A 15,062-nucleotide genomic window follows, 5' to 3' on the forward strand; every position below is an offset into this window, starting at 1 on the left:
GTGTTGTACTCAATGAGTGCCGGATGCCCTCCGCCACCCGTTCTTATAATAGTCAGGTAGCCACGCCTTTTGTCGTTCTCATATTGATTATAGGTGAGTCCAGACTGGAGCCACTCGTCAACCGTTATACATAGTATGCCATTGTAGTACTGGGGCATGGCTGCTTTTTTATTAAAATGCCGGTCTGTTCCCGGCTGTCAGGCGCAACTGGGCAGTGTTCCGTGCGCCGCGGCCATTCACCTTCACCACGGCCATGGTGCTGTCGCTGCCCATTACGGCATACTCCATGTCTGCAGCCCGTGGTCCATCATCTGGGTTGTTCCCGCAGCCCCATTCGATAGGGAGGCATCGCGCCAGTTGCGGGATATTTGCCATGATGAGTCTGCTATGCATACCCATAGGGTTGTTAAGCTTTTGAAATTGTAGTTGATTGCGTTTTTAGTATCTCGGCCTCCATCCTATTGCTGATGCCCTTTCGGCGGCACTCCACCAACTTCTCAATGGCCTCAAGCACCATGGGGTGTAGGGTTCTATCGCCCTTGATCATGGCCCGAACCGTATGGTAGCTGTACCCCGTGGCACGGGCTATAATGGCCGCATCGCCGCGCTTTAGAAATCCTTTTAGCTGTTTTAATTTGACCTCTGTATTCATTTGTATTATCTTTGTTGTTGTCTGTGCAAATATACTTAATATATATTAAGCATGCAAGAAATTACTAAAAATAATTTTAGTATAAATCAAAGAATAATCCAATTTATTGATTATCTAGGGATTAGTAGATACAGGTTTTCTCGCGAAACTGGTATCTCCGAGGTCAACATACTTAATATATATAAAGGTAAAAATAAGCCAAGTATTGATTTTATAGAAAAAATACTTAATACATATAAAGCATTAAATGCTACTTGGCTGATAACTGGAGAAGGCCCAATGCTAAAGGATAGAGAATCCAACGGACATGTCGAAGCATCCGAGCACATAACAAGATTTCCCGTCAAAACTGATAGGCCTATGACCAGCGTACGTATACCCCTGTACAGCGTTGATGCCATTGCCGGTGTGGTTGAGGTGTACGAGCAAATATCAGACAATGATCCCATTGCGTACCTCGAGATACCCAACCTGCCCAAGTGCGACGGGGCCATATACGTGGTGGGCGATAGCATGTATCCGCTCCTTAAGAGTGGGGACATTATTATATATAAGGTACTGAACAACATCCAAAACATTCTTTGGGGCGAGATGTACCTTTTATCCATTGTTCAGGATGGTGATGCCTTCATTACTGTTAAGTACGTGAAACAATCGGCTTCTCCCGGGTGGGTCACCCTAATCAGCTACAATGAGCACCATCAGCCCAAGGATTTTCCAATTGAATCGATACGATTTGCAGCACACGTTAAGGCATCAGTTCGCATTAACTCCATGGGGTAACGATCCACACGCACACATTTTACATCCATACACCATATATTACACTGATATAGTGCATTTTATATACTATTACTTTATATGCGTTTACGGAATTATCCCCCCCTCTATTTTACTTTTTATCCGTTTTTTTTTCCTATTTTCTGGAATTATCCCCCTTTTATCGCCCTTTTTTTTTCCCACTTTTGACCGCCCAGCTGACCGCCCAGCTGAGCGTCCAGCTGCCCCCTAACCCATTTTTTTACAATTTTCAACCCCATTTAAATGCAACAAAAAAACCCCTTTTAGAAAGGGGCTTAAAATGTCATCCATTCCTTATAATTTCTTGTATTTTAAAGAGCCAATGTTTAACCTTAATGTCGCTTTTTAGTGTTAATTTAACCGCATATATTAACCCAGTTTTAACCCATTTGGTACATTTTGTTTTAAGTGAGAATTTCGTATGTATCTAATTATCAGCCATGTGTATTTTCAAAAATTGTACATTTTGTTTTGGGGGCCATACTTAGCATTACAAGGGTGCACCCCTCCACCACGTCAATTCCATGTTCTCGGGCAAGTTTTTCCAGCTCAGGGTTTTCAGTTCCTGGGTTAAAAATTAGACGTTTGGGTTTGAGGTTGATGATATAGTTGTAGTATGGAGCCTGATTACGTGCGCTGAGATATAGTGTTATGGTGTGAATATCTGGTATATCCTGTAGTTCGGTATGAATCTCAATATCATCAACCATCCCTTTACGTGCACCGATTGCTACTACCTCAATACCATGTTTCTTAAGGCTTCGTATGGCTAGGTACGAGTAACGCTCAGGTTTTTGACTGGCGCCTAGTACCAAAGTTTTTGGAAGAATATCGTTTCCTACCTCCATACAGCTAATTCTTTCTCAGAAGAACTACGGCATAGGCCGTTACGCCTTCCTCGCGTCCAACAAAACCAAGTTTCTCGGTAGTAGTAGCTTTTATTGAAATTTGCTGTGGCTCAACATCTAATGCTTTGGCAAGTTCAGCCTGCATTTTGGGTATATAATCCTTTACCTTTGGGCGTTGTAGGCAGATGGTTGAGTCGATGTTTCCAATGGTGTAACCTATTTGGGCAATTATATCCATTGTTTTCCGTAAAAGTATTTTACTATCGATACCCTTTAAAGAGGGATCGGTATCGGGGAAATGGACACCTATATCGCCCAGGTTGGCTGCACCCAGCATGGCATCGCAAATGGCATGGATAAGGGCATCGCCATCGGAGTGACCTAATGAGCCCTTGGTGTGTTCAATTTGAACTCCACCTAGCCAAAAGGGGAGCCCTTGCTGCAGCTGATGAACATCGTAGCCAAAACCTATCCTAAAATCCATTACTTATTCCTATTTGTTCTTGTTCTTGCAGGTTCAAATTCAAAAGAGATTGAAAAGCGAAGGGTATTGGCCATAGGGCTATTGAACCCACCGGTTGGGATTAGGTACGAGAAATCGATATTAAAAACATTGTAACGCAATCCAGCCCCAAGTGTGATATACTTACGGTTCCCCTTATTTTGGCTCTCATGGAAGTATCCTGCCCTAATGGCAAACTGTCTTGCGTACCAGTACTCAACCCCAGTGGCAATGTATATTTCCTGCATTTCCTCCTTGAAACCACCTGGGGCGTCGTAAAACGATTGAATCATACCCTGCACAACCGATACGTTTGGATCCATTCCGCTTACAATCTCATCCTGGCTGTTGTAAACAGGTGGAGTAGGAACTAGCAGCTTGTTTAAATCCAGTAGATACGAAAAGCCATTGTATTGGTCGATGTTAAGCGATAACCTTCCACCAACCCTTAGGTTAATGGGTATAAACTCCTTTTGTGGATCCTCATTATACGATAGTTTTGTTCCAATATTGGAGATATTACCACCAATTGCCATTTCGCCACTTTTCCCGGCAAGGTTAATAGCGTTCTGGTAGTATACTGCCAAATCGGCTGCAAACGAGGTACCGGGTTTACCGCTACCAGTGCCTGTGGTAGTAAAATTACCGGTTAAATCGGAACGGATGTAACGGAAAGCCATTGCACCGGCAATATGGTCGGAAAACTTACGCGAGTATGCAAAATCGATTGCAAACTCGTTAGGATTAAAGGCCTGGATGTAGTTGTTATTGTTATCCCTGAAGGTGATTTCACCCATTGAGAAGTAAAGCAACGATCCGCTAATGGATTGCATCTTATCAAACTGGTAATAACCGGTTAAATGGGTAAGGTTGATATCGTTAACCAAGTTCCTGAGCCATGGGGTATAGGAGAAACCCATGCCCCACTTTTTACCTTCAATAAATGGAAACTTAGCAGGGTTCCAGTGTTGCGAGTTTACATCGGGTACCGATGCCACTCCGGCATCGCCAAGAGCCGCACTCCGTGAGTCGGGTGCTATGGTTAGGAATGGTACAGCAATGCGCAATGCATTTAAACCACCCGATAGCGATATGGTGCTATCGAACTGAGCCTTAACCGTAGGCTGTAATCCTACTAAAAGAATTGTTGCAATTCCAAAAAATTTCTTAATCATCAACTTAACAATTATGAGTTTGCAAAAATAACATTTATACGGTAACAAATGTAAACGGTGTAATATGATACTTATTGTTTAATATCAAACTAAAGTACAACGAATTTTGTTGTGGCTACCTGCTCACCCTGTACCGATGAAACTTGAATGCGAGCAAAGTAAATTCCCTTTGCAAGTTTCTCCCCGTTGGAGTTACATCCGTTCCATTCAAGTGGCCCTATTCTATAACCTTCGGTATAAATCCCTTTTTTAAGGAGTTCGGCAACTTTAGATCCATTGATGTTGAATATTTCCAGCTTTACATCAAGTTCAGTTTCATTGGTGTTTGTTTCAAAGTAGAACTGCGTGTAATCCTTAACAGGGTTTGGAACACAGTAAAAGTTACCAACCACAAGTTTATCGTCGCCAATTACCCGGAAAACTATTTTGCCGGTATTGCTATTATTAAAGGCATCCCAGGCCTTTACCTCTATAGTGTAAGTTCCAGGAGTTAGACCAGAGAACTGATAGGTTGCTATTCCCTGAGTGTAATCGTCGGTATTGGCTTTGTAAAAATTATTAAGGTTGAATGTTTCGCTTTGCCCGGCTGGATATGTTAATGTTGCGGTAAGATCATGCCCTATACCCGCTCCGGTTGTGTTTATGCCACTCGCATCGGAAAGGTAAACCAGTAGCAGAGGGTTGGAGTTGCAAATACCACCGTTAGTGAACTTGGTATCGTTCAGGAAAATTTTAATTTGAGGGCCTTCACTATCAATGCTTTCAGGGTTACCAATTCCTCCAACAACTATTGAATCGTGAACGCCTAGGGCTGTCTGCATGCCATCGGTTGCAAAAAGACTTATTTTTCCATTCCCGTATGAGAAGTTAATATCTTTTGGTACCGTAAAATCGATACTAAAAGTACCCTGTGAAACAGTTGCTTTCCCTTTAAATATGATATTATCGCGACTTTTAAAGGTCATCGGAGTGCCGCCGTCGTTAGCCAGGGTGGTAATTTCGCGCTCCTTATCGTATAGGGTAACCGAAACGGTTCCATTGAAATTTTCAACAGTTGTGCCAAGGTTATCGGCAATAAACCCTTTAAGGTTTACCTTATTAAGTGCCTTTAGTGTATCAGCTGGCTCTGATGCTGGGCGTTCGTTAATATATGAGATTTTTATGTTGTATGTAGGGTATTTTAGCATCAATGCGGGATCGCCTAATAGGGTGAAGTTGCGTTTATTGTAACCGGTTCCCGATAGTATTTTGGTTATGCGAACCAAATCACCAAGCCTGAGATAGTTGCCATTGGCATCGGTTTTGAAAAGCTGCTGTATAAAGTTGTAGTTTAAAGTGAAGTTTGGGCTTGAGTAAACAAGCCGGGTAGTAGAGAGTAACGCTATTGCACCACCCTTTGGGGTAAGTAGTATCCATTCCCCGGTTGAGGTCATGTGGTAATCGTCAAAACGGCTAAACTCGCAGGTTGCTGTAACAAATAGAGGAAGGCGTTTAGCGTTTTTCCATCCCAACACATCGTTTAGCATTAAAACCTTCTCGTGGGCAAGCCACCTTTCATTCCCATGACCAGTATAGTTTAAAAGCAAAGCGCCATTGTTAACAGCAGAATTGATGGCACTGGTAACATCGGGGTAGCGTTGACCACCCGAAACAACCTCCTGTTGGTAAGCATCGAAAAATATTTTTTGGATATTATATGCCGGGTAATTGGTTTCAATGTACTTTGCCAGCGTGTTGGCATCCTGCATATGAACGTTACCATCCTCGTCGTCGCCTATGAAAACCAATTTGCTTTGCCAGTCGTCAATATCTTCATTCTCCATGTAACTCTTAATTTTGGCAATTAAATTGGCGGCTTGTTCCGGTGAACTAACCGGTAGCCGACCAATTCCAATGTCTACATAGCCTGAGGCTTCGCCTTCATTATCATCGAGTAATCCAAAGAAATCGTCCGATACAAATGACTCAACCCTGTTTATTGAGCGAGGCGACTGGTATGTGGGAATAAAATTAGTATTGACCTGGCTATTGGAAAGGTTATCGAATGAGCCATCGCCGAATAGGAGTAGGTATTTAGGTTTATCGTCGTCGTTAGTTGCGGCTTTATAAAAGTAACGTAGCATATTGCGAATAGCTGCAACATCGGGGTTACCACCCGAAAACTCATTGTAAACCTGGTCGGTAGTATAAACAGCAACTGAGAGGTTGCTTCTTTGTCGGTGGAGTTGAACTAGCTCTTCGGCATAGGTTTTAAAACTTGGATGTGTAACTATAAAGTAATCGAAGAAGCCACTCCCGCGAATATTCTGGTTATCGACATTTGCATACCCTACAACACTGTAGGCTTTATCGGGCTCAAAGGCAATAAAGGTTTTGAGAGTATTGGTAGCTTGCTTGAATGTTATTGTGCCATTGGCGTAGGAAATATTAACCCTTTTGGCCTCATTGATATCAGTAATGTCCCAAACCTGAACGGAGCTGTTTGCATTGCTGATTGTGAACCTGCTAATTCTTCCTGCCCCTACCGATTGAAAATCCTGAAAGGGCAGTTGGGCATTACTATACGATAAGCCATGTCGGCTCTGAATCGATATAAAGTCCAGGAAACCCACTGAACCCGAATTGGGTTTATTGTAGGTAAGGTCAAATGTTAGGTTTTGTCCAACAGTATTACCCGAGAATACTTTTTCGTTTACAGAAACCACATTGGCTAGCTCATCGCCAATTATTACGGAATTTAAAGTTATGCTACCAAGTGTTCCATTATTTGTAAGGGTAAAAGTTGAGGTTGACGAAGATCGTGCCGCTACTCTTACCCATACTTTATAGGTGGAGTTGTTTACTGGGAGTGGTGTTGATACATTGTAGCTGTAGGTGGTTTTTATGTCAAAAATTTCGCCAAACCATTCCCTGCCCGATTTAACAAGGTTTGTATCGTTGCTTTCAAAGGTTGTTACTTGATCGAACTCATTTGTTGCATAATTTTCGGTTTCGGTTGGCGTGTCAGCAAAACCGATGATGCTTTGAGGTTGACTGGTTGTTAAAAAGTAGTAAATGGTTTTGGTGTATCCATGCTTTTCCCATTTCCATGCACTATATGTTTCATTATACGTTAAAGTTTCGGGGCCCTGAGCGTAGAATAGAATATAGTCGCCCTGATTAAAAATGCCGTCGGCACCTTTACTTATTTGTATTGGTATTGGAGCTACCTCATCGAGGTTGCTTTGGGCATTCATAAGGGGTAACGACTTTCCTCCGATTCCCCAAATGCTAATATTTTCTGGGTTGCTAAAACCATACCTTTGTAAATCTTCGAATGAAATCCTATAAATCCCACTTTTTTGCACGCCCACTTTTACCCATTTACCTGAAGCAAGAACCGAGTTCGAAAGCGAGGTACGAATCGTTTTATCAATATTTTTTTCATGGGAACTGATGGGCTCAATTCTGAAGCTAAACGATTCAAGTTTCTCAATTGAGCCAGAGGCATTGTTCCTCATTGCGGGTATTGAAAAAAGCAGAACCCTGTTTGCCCCAACCCTCAAGCTTTTTGTTGTTGGATTTGGTTCAGTTTGAACAATACTAGAATCAAAATCTCTATTGAGTTTACCCCATTTTATATGTGTTATTTCAATTCTGTACTTCTTACTATCGGGAATTGGTATTAATTCGGTATAGTAAGGAACCTTACTGGTTGGGTCAGGAAAATCTTCGCCATTAAACCATAAGCAGTTGATATTTTTTTTGTCGGTTTCAACCCATTCAAGAATTCTGTGGAACTCCTGTGTAAAAGCCCCCAATGCTTGTGTTGTTAATAATATGATGAAAAAAACTGCCCTCATAATTGACTGATGTGTTGCAAAGAAACAAAACTTTGCTTTACCTTTACGTTTGATTCTAACAATAAAAAACGAATAATGTTAGTTATTATTACAAACCAGTTAAATGATATCTAAAAATAGGATTTTTTTATTGTACTTGCTGGGCTTAGTCCTATGTTTTGAAAAATCACATGGTCAAGATCCTGTGTTTTCACAGGTTTTTTTTAATCCAACCATGCTTAACCCATCGTATGCAGGCGCATCAAAGGATATGCGATTAGGTATCATATATCGCAATCAGTGGACCATGATAGATATGCCATACTCAACCTTTGGGGTAAGCTTTGACAGGAGGATTGATTTTGGCCCAAGCTGGAAACACTCGTTTCGTAACAGTCGTTACCAATCCTCAGGGCGGAGCGGCTTTGGTATAAATATTATGAGCGATGTGGAAGGGAAAGGAACATTCTCCCGGAACACTCTCGATCTTATTTACTCATACGGAATTCAACCTACATATAACTCACACGTACGATTTGGGCTTCAAACCTCAGCGATTTTTCGTACACGGAGTTTTTCGGGATTGGTTTTCCCGGACATGATTGATCCGGCTGGTAATGTGATTGGAAATTCCGACGCCGTAGGCTATACAACATGGAATTACGATATAGGGCTTGGTGTTGCCGGTGATTTTGAAAATTTTTATGGTGGATTTGCGGTGCATCATCTTTTAAAACCTGTTGAGGCCAGTTTCTCGGGCGGGAAAGCATACATTCCCCGTAAGTATACTTTCCACATTGGTGCCGATTTTAACCTGTATAAGTGGAGAAGGTTTAAAGAGGTTCTGCTTTTTTCTCCAAACGTAATCTATATTCAACAGCTAAATTTTAATCAGCTAAACGTAGGATTTTACCTTTCAAAGAACTGGGCAGTTGCAGGACTCTGGTTCAGGGAAAATTTAAGTTTAAATAGCCATTCGTTTGTTGTTACTTTGGGATATGCCGATTATATGTTTCGCATAGGTTACAGCTACGACTTTAGCATTATGCAACATGGCCTAAGAGGGTTACCAACCTCATCGCACGAGGTAACCTTAGGGTGGAATTTTGAGTATAAAAGGGGGAAAAAGAAATACAGGTACATCAAATGTCCAAAATTTTAATTTTTTTTAAACTTTTAGGGCGCATTACAAAATATTATTTATATATTTGAGTTTAATTATAATGAGAAAATCCGTACAGCTATGAGCTTAAAGTATAGAATCTTATTATTGGCATCAGCCGGAATTTTAGGTCTTAACTCTTGCGGTTTATTTGGTGGTGGTGGCGGCGGAACTGGAGCGTCCGAAAAAACTGGCTGGGAGTATAACAGCCCTGATAATGGGGGCTTTGAGGTAGTTGAAAACTGGCGACCCGAGGCAGGTCCTGGGTTGGTGTTCATTGAGGGTGGTACATTTACTATGGGTCGAGTAGAGCAGGATGTTATGTACGACTGGAATGCTAAACCCCGCAGGGTAACAGTTACATCATTCTACATGGACGAAACCGAAATTAGCAATGTAGATTGGCGTGAATATGTTCACTGGATTAAACGTGTATATTCAACCTATCCTCAGGTTATTAAAAATGCCCTACCCGATACTCTTGTATGGCGTTCACCCCTTGGTTACAATGAACCCTTTGTAACCGACTACTTCAGGCATCCCGCCTATAACGATTATCCTGTAGTAGGAGTTAACTGGCTTCAGGCAAACGATTACTGTATATGGCGTACCGACAGGGTAAATGAGCGTCTTTTAGTTGATAAGGGTATTATTGAATTCGACCTGGCTCAAAAAGGAGCTGATGCATTTAGCACTGAGGCATACCTTTCGGGCCAGTACGATGCACGCGTTAAGAAACTTTTACCCAGCCTCGACCCTGAAAAACCCGAAGGACGTCACGTTCGCTTTGAAGATGGTATCCTGCTACCCAAGTATCGCCTCCCAACCGAGGCTGAATGGGAGTTTGCCGCATCGGGACTTGTAGGTAATACCTATGATGAGCGCATGGTTGAGCGTCGTATTTACCCTTGGAATGGACACAACGTGCGTAATCCTGAGTCAAAAGTTCGTGGCCAGATGATGGCTAACTTTGTTCGTGGCCGTGGTGACTATATGGGGCTTGCAGGTAATTTGAACGACGAGAACACATTCCCTGGACCAGTTAAGTCATACTGGCCTAACGATTACGGCCTATACTGTATGGCTGGTAATGTTAATGAATGGGTGCTTGACGTTTATCGCCCCTTGAGTTTTGAAGATGTTGATGAAATTCGTCCGTTCCGTGGTAATGTTTTCAAAACCCCATATGATTTAGACGGTAACTACTCCAAGAAGGATAGTTTAGGTCGCATACCCTACCGTGAAATTACCGAGGAAGAAGCAGCTAACCGACAGAACTACAATAAAGCATACTACATCAACTATAAGGATGGTGATGTTGCCTCTACGCTTGATTTCAGAGATGGACAAACTGTGAAAGAGAAAAACTCCGACAGGATGTACTATCAGGGCGATACTCAACAGAAGAATGTGGGTATGACAACTCTGATAAACGACCATGTTAGGGTTTATAAGGGTGGTTCTTGGAAGGATAGGGCATACTGGCTAAGCCCAGGTACCCGCCGTTTCCTCGACGAAGCATCATCAACCAATGATATTGGGTTCCGTTGCGCAATGGAAGCCGTTGGTGCTCAATCGGCAAAGAAACGTGGTGAGAGAATTGGAGGAAAATAGTTAATATAAATCAATATTTTTGGAAAACCTCATATCTTTATGAGGTTTTCTTTTTTACTGGTTTGTTATGATTGAATATATTTATAAAGAATTTGAAAAATCCTATCACGTAACTATCGATAGCCGAAAGGTTAAAGCAGGCTCAATATTTTTTGCTTTAAAGGGTGAAAATAACGATGGGAATGCCTATGCTGCCAATGCTTTGCAGGATGGAGCAGCCCTTGCTGTAATTGATAATCCCCATTACATGACCAAGGGGTGTGTGTTAGTGGAGAATTCCTTAAATGCACTTCAGCAACTTGCAAATTATCATAGGCATAAAATTAATCCACCAATTTTTGCTATAACAGGTTCCAATGGGAAAACCACTACCAAAGAATTATTGTACGCTGTCCTTTCTCGAAAATTTAAAACCTATGCAACAGTTGGTAATTTGAATAACCACATTGGTGTACCCTTAACGTTACTATCTATCACTCCTGATATTGATTTTGCGATTATTGAAATGGGTGCAAATCATCCGGGTGATATTAGCGAACTCTGCAGAATTGCTGAACCTGATTTCGGTTTGATTACCAATATTGGGAAAGCTCATCTTGGTGGTTTCGGCGGTTTTGAAGGTGTAAAAAATACCAAGGGGGAACTTTATAACTTCTTAGCCTTGAGAGATAGGGCAATATTTTACAACCCTCAAAATCCTATTCTTGTAGAACTTTTAAATAAGTATAAAGCAACTAACGTTATTCCATACTCTAAGTATTTTGAGAATTTCATAGTTGAGGAGAGGTCCGAAAACCCTTTTCTTTCTGTTTCAATAAGCGAGGGAGGTAAACTCACAACTATTCTGACTAACCTTGTAGGCCAATATAATGTGGAGAATGTTATGGCAGCCTATGCTGTTGGAAGACATTTTGGAGTTGGCCCAGATACCATAAAAGATGCGATTGAAAGCTATATTCCCTCAAATAATCGATCACAACTTTTAAAAACCAAGAACAATACTGTTATTATGGATGCATATAACGCCAATCCAACTAGTATGGAAAATGCCTTAAAAAATTTAGCAAAATTACATGCATCAAAAAAAGTTGCTATTCTAGGTGAAATGCTAGAGTTAGGTGAATATAGCCCCGATGAGCATAAAAAAATTGTTGAACTTGCCAGCGCTTTGAATTTTGATAAAATCTTACTTGTGGGTAAGGGCTTTTCAAGTTTTAACGGTATGTTTTATTATTTTGATAATTCTTCTGAATGTGCTGAGTATCTGAAGCAGAATCCAATTAAGGACTCCATGGTGTTGGTAAAGGGCTCCCGTGGTGTAAAACTTGAACAGGTGATCAATGCGCTTTAGCTCATATCAAAAATTTTTATCAACTTTTTTCAGAAAAAATTAACTAAATCAAGATGTTTGATTAATATGGCATTGATTTTCATTGCAAATGCAACCTTTTGGCCCTTTACTATGATTATATTTAAATCCTTGAAAATGAGATTATTGTCAAATGATTTTGACAGATTATTTATCTCAACGAAAGCCATAAAAAGAAAGACGTTATAAGTCTCGTTTAAAACTATGACAAAGTTGATACGAGATTTAAAATCTATGTTTTGACGAGTTAAACTATCTTTTTATCAATGAATTTAGAGTTCATTAGCCTTGCAACAGCCATATAGGATGGTGTAAAACATATTTTGCTCCCCACCTTGTATTTTATTTTTCCTGTTTTAGGGTTAGGCCCCAAGTCATATACGGTCATATCGGAGGTTGTTCCGGCAAATCGAACATTCTTATCCTTGGGTTTTAGCTCATTTGCGTCAACGTCTAATATTCCAAAATCAAGTATGGCTCTGTAGCTTTTGTCATACTCCCAATCGTCCACAGTGTGTCCTATATTGCCATCTGTAAGCATTCCATCTGGGGAAGTAGGCTTCATTTGAAGTTCTATAATATTGCTGCTAAATTCAAAAATATCAGTAGATAGATCGCGAAACTTTTTACCGTGTAGCGGGCTAGTTCCTAAGAATGCCGCTTCTCCAATTCGTAGGTGATTGATGTTTTTGGGCATTTCTCGATTGCTCACTAAAGGAAGGGTTATCGAACTGCCACCAGAGATTAAGGGTAAATTGATGTTGAATTTGGTGTCAATTATTTGTTTAAAGATAGATAATTGCAAAAGTTTGTCGTATGTAGGTCGAATGCCATACATGCAACCCAGGTTGGCACCAATACCCTCTACCACTATGTTCTCAAGATTTAAAACCTCCTGATAGAAATTAATTATATTTTCACGGATAACCCCTTCACGTAGTTCCCCGAGTTCAATCATTACTATAATCCTGTGTTTCTTGCCTTGCTTTTTAGCTTCCTCATTTAATGCTCGAATAGTGGTTAAGGAAGTGTTTAGCGAGATATCGGCATATTTCACAACCGATTTAATAGTGTCGATGGGTGGTGGCTTAATGTATATGGTTGGTATATTCGGGTTGATACTTTTGATTGTTTTAAGGCCTGATATCCTGGAATCGCCAATGCTGTGAATGCGTTTTATTTCAGGATGGAATAATATTTTCCTGAGTAATTCTTTATTCCCAGATAGAACTTTAACTATTAAACTCCAATGTACATTGTGCTTTTCAAGGAAATTGTTGATTTTGCTTATGTTGCCAATTAGTTTATCAGTCTTAATAAGTAGTTCAGCCATTAGTTACTTCTTTTTTGTATATCTCATTTCAGCATATTTTGTAGTGAATCCCACTCGTTCGTATAGTCTCTTTGCTGGATTATCGTATTCAACATGAAGTTTAATATCTCCTTCGGCTCTATTAATGGTTTCCTCTAATAATTGTTTCCCAATGCCATGCCCCCTGTAGTTTTGATCAACAGCAATGTAAACAAGTATATTTTCGGGAATGTATCCTCCCATGCCTGTTTTATTTGTAACGACAACTCCAACTAACTTATCCTCTAGATATGCAGTTAGAATAAATCCGCCCTTACCGTTATTCTTTGAAAAAGTGTAGTCTAAACACTTGCTTATGGAGTCTTTATCATCTCTGAATCTATCCAAATGTGTGTATAGAAAATCAATTAAGTCTTTTTGTGACAGATCTTTTAGGTCTTTTTCTGAATTAATTTGTTTAATTTGAAGCATAAGAACATATTTTTAGTAAAACAAAACAAATGTGATTTGTGTACTACAAAGATAGCAAATTTTCATTTATTGGCCAAAATTCAAAGGTTTCCTAATGGAAAAGAGATTTTTTATGAGAAAATTTCAAAAAAATGTGCTAATTCATTTTGTGGGAGCTACAGGGATCGAACCTGTGACCCTCCCGCCGGAGGCGGGATGCTCTGAACCCTAGGGTTCAGAGCTTACTGAACCCACACAGTTCCTCAACCCTTTTACGGCTCTTCCAGGCCTTAATCTGGCGTTCGCGCTTACGCGCTTGCTGAATGGAGTCGAACTGCTCGAGGTAAACCAGCCTCCAATCGTTCGCCATGGAGGTGAACCCCCTGTGGGGTGCGTTGTGACGTCGGATGCGTTGGGAAATCTCATCGGATGTAGACCCGATGTAGAAACGGTCAGCTGAGCTTGAGTAAATGATGTATGTGTAGTGCATACAAAAAAAGCCTTCGATTGAGTCGAAGGCTTTGTGGGAGCTACAGGGATCGAACCTGTGACCCTCCCGCCGGAGGCGGGATGCTCTGAACCCTAGGGTTCAGGGCTTACTGAACCCACACAGTTCCTCAACCCTTTTACGGCTCTTCCAGGCCTTAATCTGGCGTTCGCGCTTACGTGCCTGCTGAATGGAGTCGAACTGCTCGAGGTAAACCAGCCTCCAATCGTTCGCCATGGAGGTGAACCCCCTGTGGGGTGCGTTGTGACGTCGGATGCGTTGGGAAATCTCATCGGATGTAGACCCGATGTAGAAACGGTCAGCTGAGCTTGAGTAAATGATGTATGTGTAGTGCATACAAAAAAAGCCTTCGATTGAGTCGAAGGCTTTGTGGGAGCTACAGGGATCGAACCTGTGACCCTCCCGCCGGATGCGGGATGCTCTGAACCGTAGGGCTCAGGGCATGGTGAACCCACAGAGCTTTTCAACCCTTTTACGGCTCTTCCAGGCCTTAATCTGGCGTTCGCGCTTACGTGCCTGCTGAATGGAGTCGAACTGCTCGAGGTAAACCAGCCTCCAATCGTTCGCCATGGAGGTGAACCCCCTGTGGGGTGCGTTGTGACGTCGGATGCGTTGGGAAATCTCATCGGATGTAGACCCGATGTAGAAACGGTCAGCTGAGCTTGAGTAAATGATGTATGTGTAGTGCATACAAAAAAAGCCTTCGATTGAGTCGAAGGCTTTGTGGGAGCTACAGGGATCGAACCTGTGACCCCCTGCTTGTAAGGCAGGTGCTCTGAACCAGCTGAGCTAAGCTCCCAATATTTTTTTCTCAGCCTGTGACCCTCCCGCAAGGCGGGATGCTCTGA

General features: G+C 41.5%; 14 protein-coding genes and 1 tRNA gene. 4 read left to right on the forward strand and 11 right to left on the reverse strand.

The window, feature by feature from the left end; all coding sequences use genetic code 11:
* Positions 1–406: 406 nt before the first annotated feature.
* Complete coding sequence (locus AB6811_RS13605) at positions 407–652, reverse strand: hypothetical protein (RefSeq protein ID WP_369491165.1); 246 nt, start codon at positions 650–652, stop codon at positions 407–409.
* Between the two features lie 360 nt (positions 653–1,012).
* Between AB6811_RS13605 and AB6811_RS13610 the strand changes: the two genes are divergently transcribed.
* A complete protein-coding gene (locus tag AB6811_RS13610) occupies positions 1,013–1,435 on the forward strand; it encodes a S24 family peptidase (protein ID WP_369491166.1) in 423 nt (140 codons plus the stop codon).
* A gap of 452 nt (positions 1,436–1,887) precedes the next feature.
* Here AB6811_RS13610 and AB6811_RS13615 read toward each other — a convergent pair whose 3' ends face one another.
* The 4 genes from AB6811_RS13615 to porU form a co-directional block, all read right to left on the reverse strand.
* Complete coding sequence (locus tag AB6811_RS13615) at positions 1,888–2,301, reverse strand: CoA-binding protein (RefSeq protein ID WP_369491167.1); 414 nt, start codon at positions 2,299–2,301, stop codon at positions 1,888–1,890.
* Positions 2,302–2,305: 4 nt separating this feature from the next.
* The gene (ispF, locus tag AB6811_RS13620) at positions 2,306–2,785 is read right to left on the reverse strand and encodes a 2-C-methyl-D-erythritol 2,4-cyclodiphosphate synthase (protein ID WP_369491168.1); all 480 of its coding nucleotides are present in this window, start codon (positions 2,783–2,785) and stop codon (positions 2,306–2,308) included.
* A complete protein-coding gene (gene porV, locus AB6811_RS13625) occupies positions 2,785–3,978 on the reverse strand; it encodes a type IX secretion system outer membrane channel protein PorV (protein ID WP_369491169.1) in 1,194 nt (397 codons plus the stop codon). Before porV ends, ispF begins: the two co-directional genes overlap by 1 nt.
* 89 nt (positions 3,979–4,067) lie before the next feature.
* Positions 4,068–7,820: a type IX secretion system sortase PorU gene (gene porU, locus AB6811_RS13630; protein ID WP_369491170.1), complete on the reverse strand. Its 3,753-nt coding sequence runs from the start codon at positions 7,818–7,820 to the stop codon at positions 4,068–4,070.
* Between the two features lie 103 nt (positions 7,821–7,923).
* On the opposite strand from porU, the gene AB6811_RS13635 reads away from it, so the two are divergent.
* The 3 genes from AB6811_RS13635 to AB6811_RS13645 all read left to right on the forward strand — a co-directional run bounded on the left by AB6811_RS13635 (position 7,924) and on the right by AB6811_RS13645 (position 11,926).
* Positions 7,924–8,961, forward strand: coding sequence for a PorP/SprF family type IX secretion system membrane protein (locus AB6811_RS13635; protein ID WP_369491171.1), 1,038 nt, complete (start codon positions 7,924–7,926; stop codon positions 8,959–8,961).
* 81 nt (positions 8,962–9,042) lie between these two features.
* Positions 9,043–10,575 carry an SUMF1/EgtB/PvdO family nonheme iron enzyme gene (locus tag AB6811_RS13640; RefSeq protein ID WP_369491172.1) on the forward strand — a complete coding sequence of 511 codons (1,533 nt, stop codon included), beginning with the start codon at positions 9,043–9,045 and terminating at the stop codon, positions 10,573–10,575.
* Between the two features lie 67 nt (positions 10,576–10,642).
* On the forward strand, positions 10,643–11,926 hold the full coding sequence (locus AB6811_RS13645; RefSeq protein WP_369491173.1) for a UDP-N-acetylmuramoyl-tripeptide--D-alanyl-D-alanine ligase: 1,284 nt from the start codon (positions 10,643–10,645) through the stop codon (positions 11,924–11,926).
* Between the two features lie 265 nt (positions 11,927–12,191).
* Here AB6811_RS13645 and AB6811_RS13650 read toward each other — a convergent pair whose 3' ends face one another.
* The 6 genes from AB6811_RS13650 to AB6811_RS13675 all read right to left on the reverse strand — a co-directional run bounded on the left by AB6811_RS13650 (position 12,192) and on the right by AB6811_RS13675 (position 15,013).
* A complete protein-coding gene (locus tag AB6811_RS13650) occupies positions 12,192–13,277 on the reverse strand; it encodes an alanine racemase (protein WP_369491174.1) in 1,086 nt (361 codons plus the stop codon).
* Between the two features lie 3 nt (positions 13,278–13,280).
* On the reverse strand, positions 13,281–13,727 hold the full coding sequence (locus AB6811_RS13655; protein ID WP_369491175.1) for a GNAT family N-acetyltransferase: 447 nt from the start codon (positions 13,725–13,727) through the stop codon (positions 13,281–13,283).
* Positions 13,728–13,941: 214 nt separating this feature from the next.
* Entirely contained in the window at positions 13,942–14,196 is a 255-nt protein-coding gene (locus AB6811_RS13660; protein WP_369491176.1) for a GIY-YIG nuclease family protein, read from the reverse strand.
* Positions 14,197–14,295: 99 nt separating this feature from the next.
* The gene (locus AB6811_RS13665) at positions 14,296–14,550 is read right to left on the reverse strand and encodes a GIY-YIG nuclease family protein (protein WP_369491177.1); all 255 of its coding nucleotides are present in this window, start codon (positions 14,548–14,550) and stop codon (positions 14,296–14,298) included.
* A 99-nt stretch (positions 14,551–14,649) separates the two neighbouring features.
* Positions 14,650–14,904 carry a GIY-YIG nuclease family protein gene (locus AB6811_RS13670; RefSeq protein ID WP_369491178.1) on the reverse strand — a complete coding sequence of 85 codons (255 nt, stop codon included), beginning with the start codon at positions 14,902–14,904 and terminating at the stop codon, positions 14,650–14,652.
* A 34-nt stretch (positions 14,905–14,938) separates the two neighbouring features.
* Positions 14,939–15,013 (reverse strand) — tRNA-Val (locus tag AB6811_RS13675).
* Positions 15,014–15,062 lie beyond the last annotated feature (49 nt).

The sequence above is a fragment of the Tenuifilum sp. 4138str genome, assembly GCF_041102575.1.
GTDB lineage: Bacteria > Bacteroidota > Bacteroidia > Bacteroidales > Tenuifilaceae > Tenuifilum > Tenuifilum osseticum.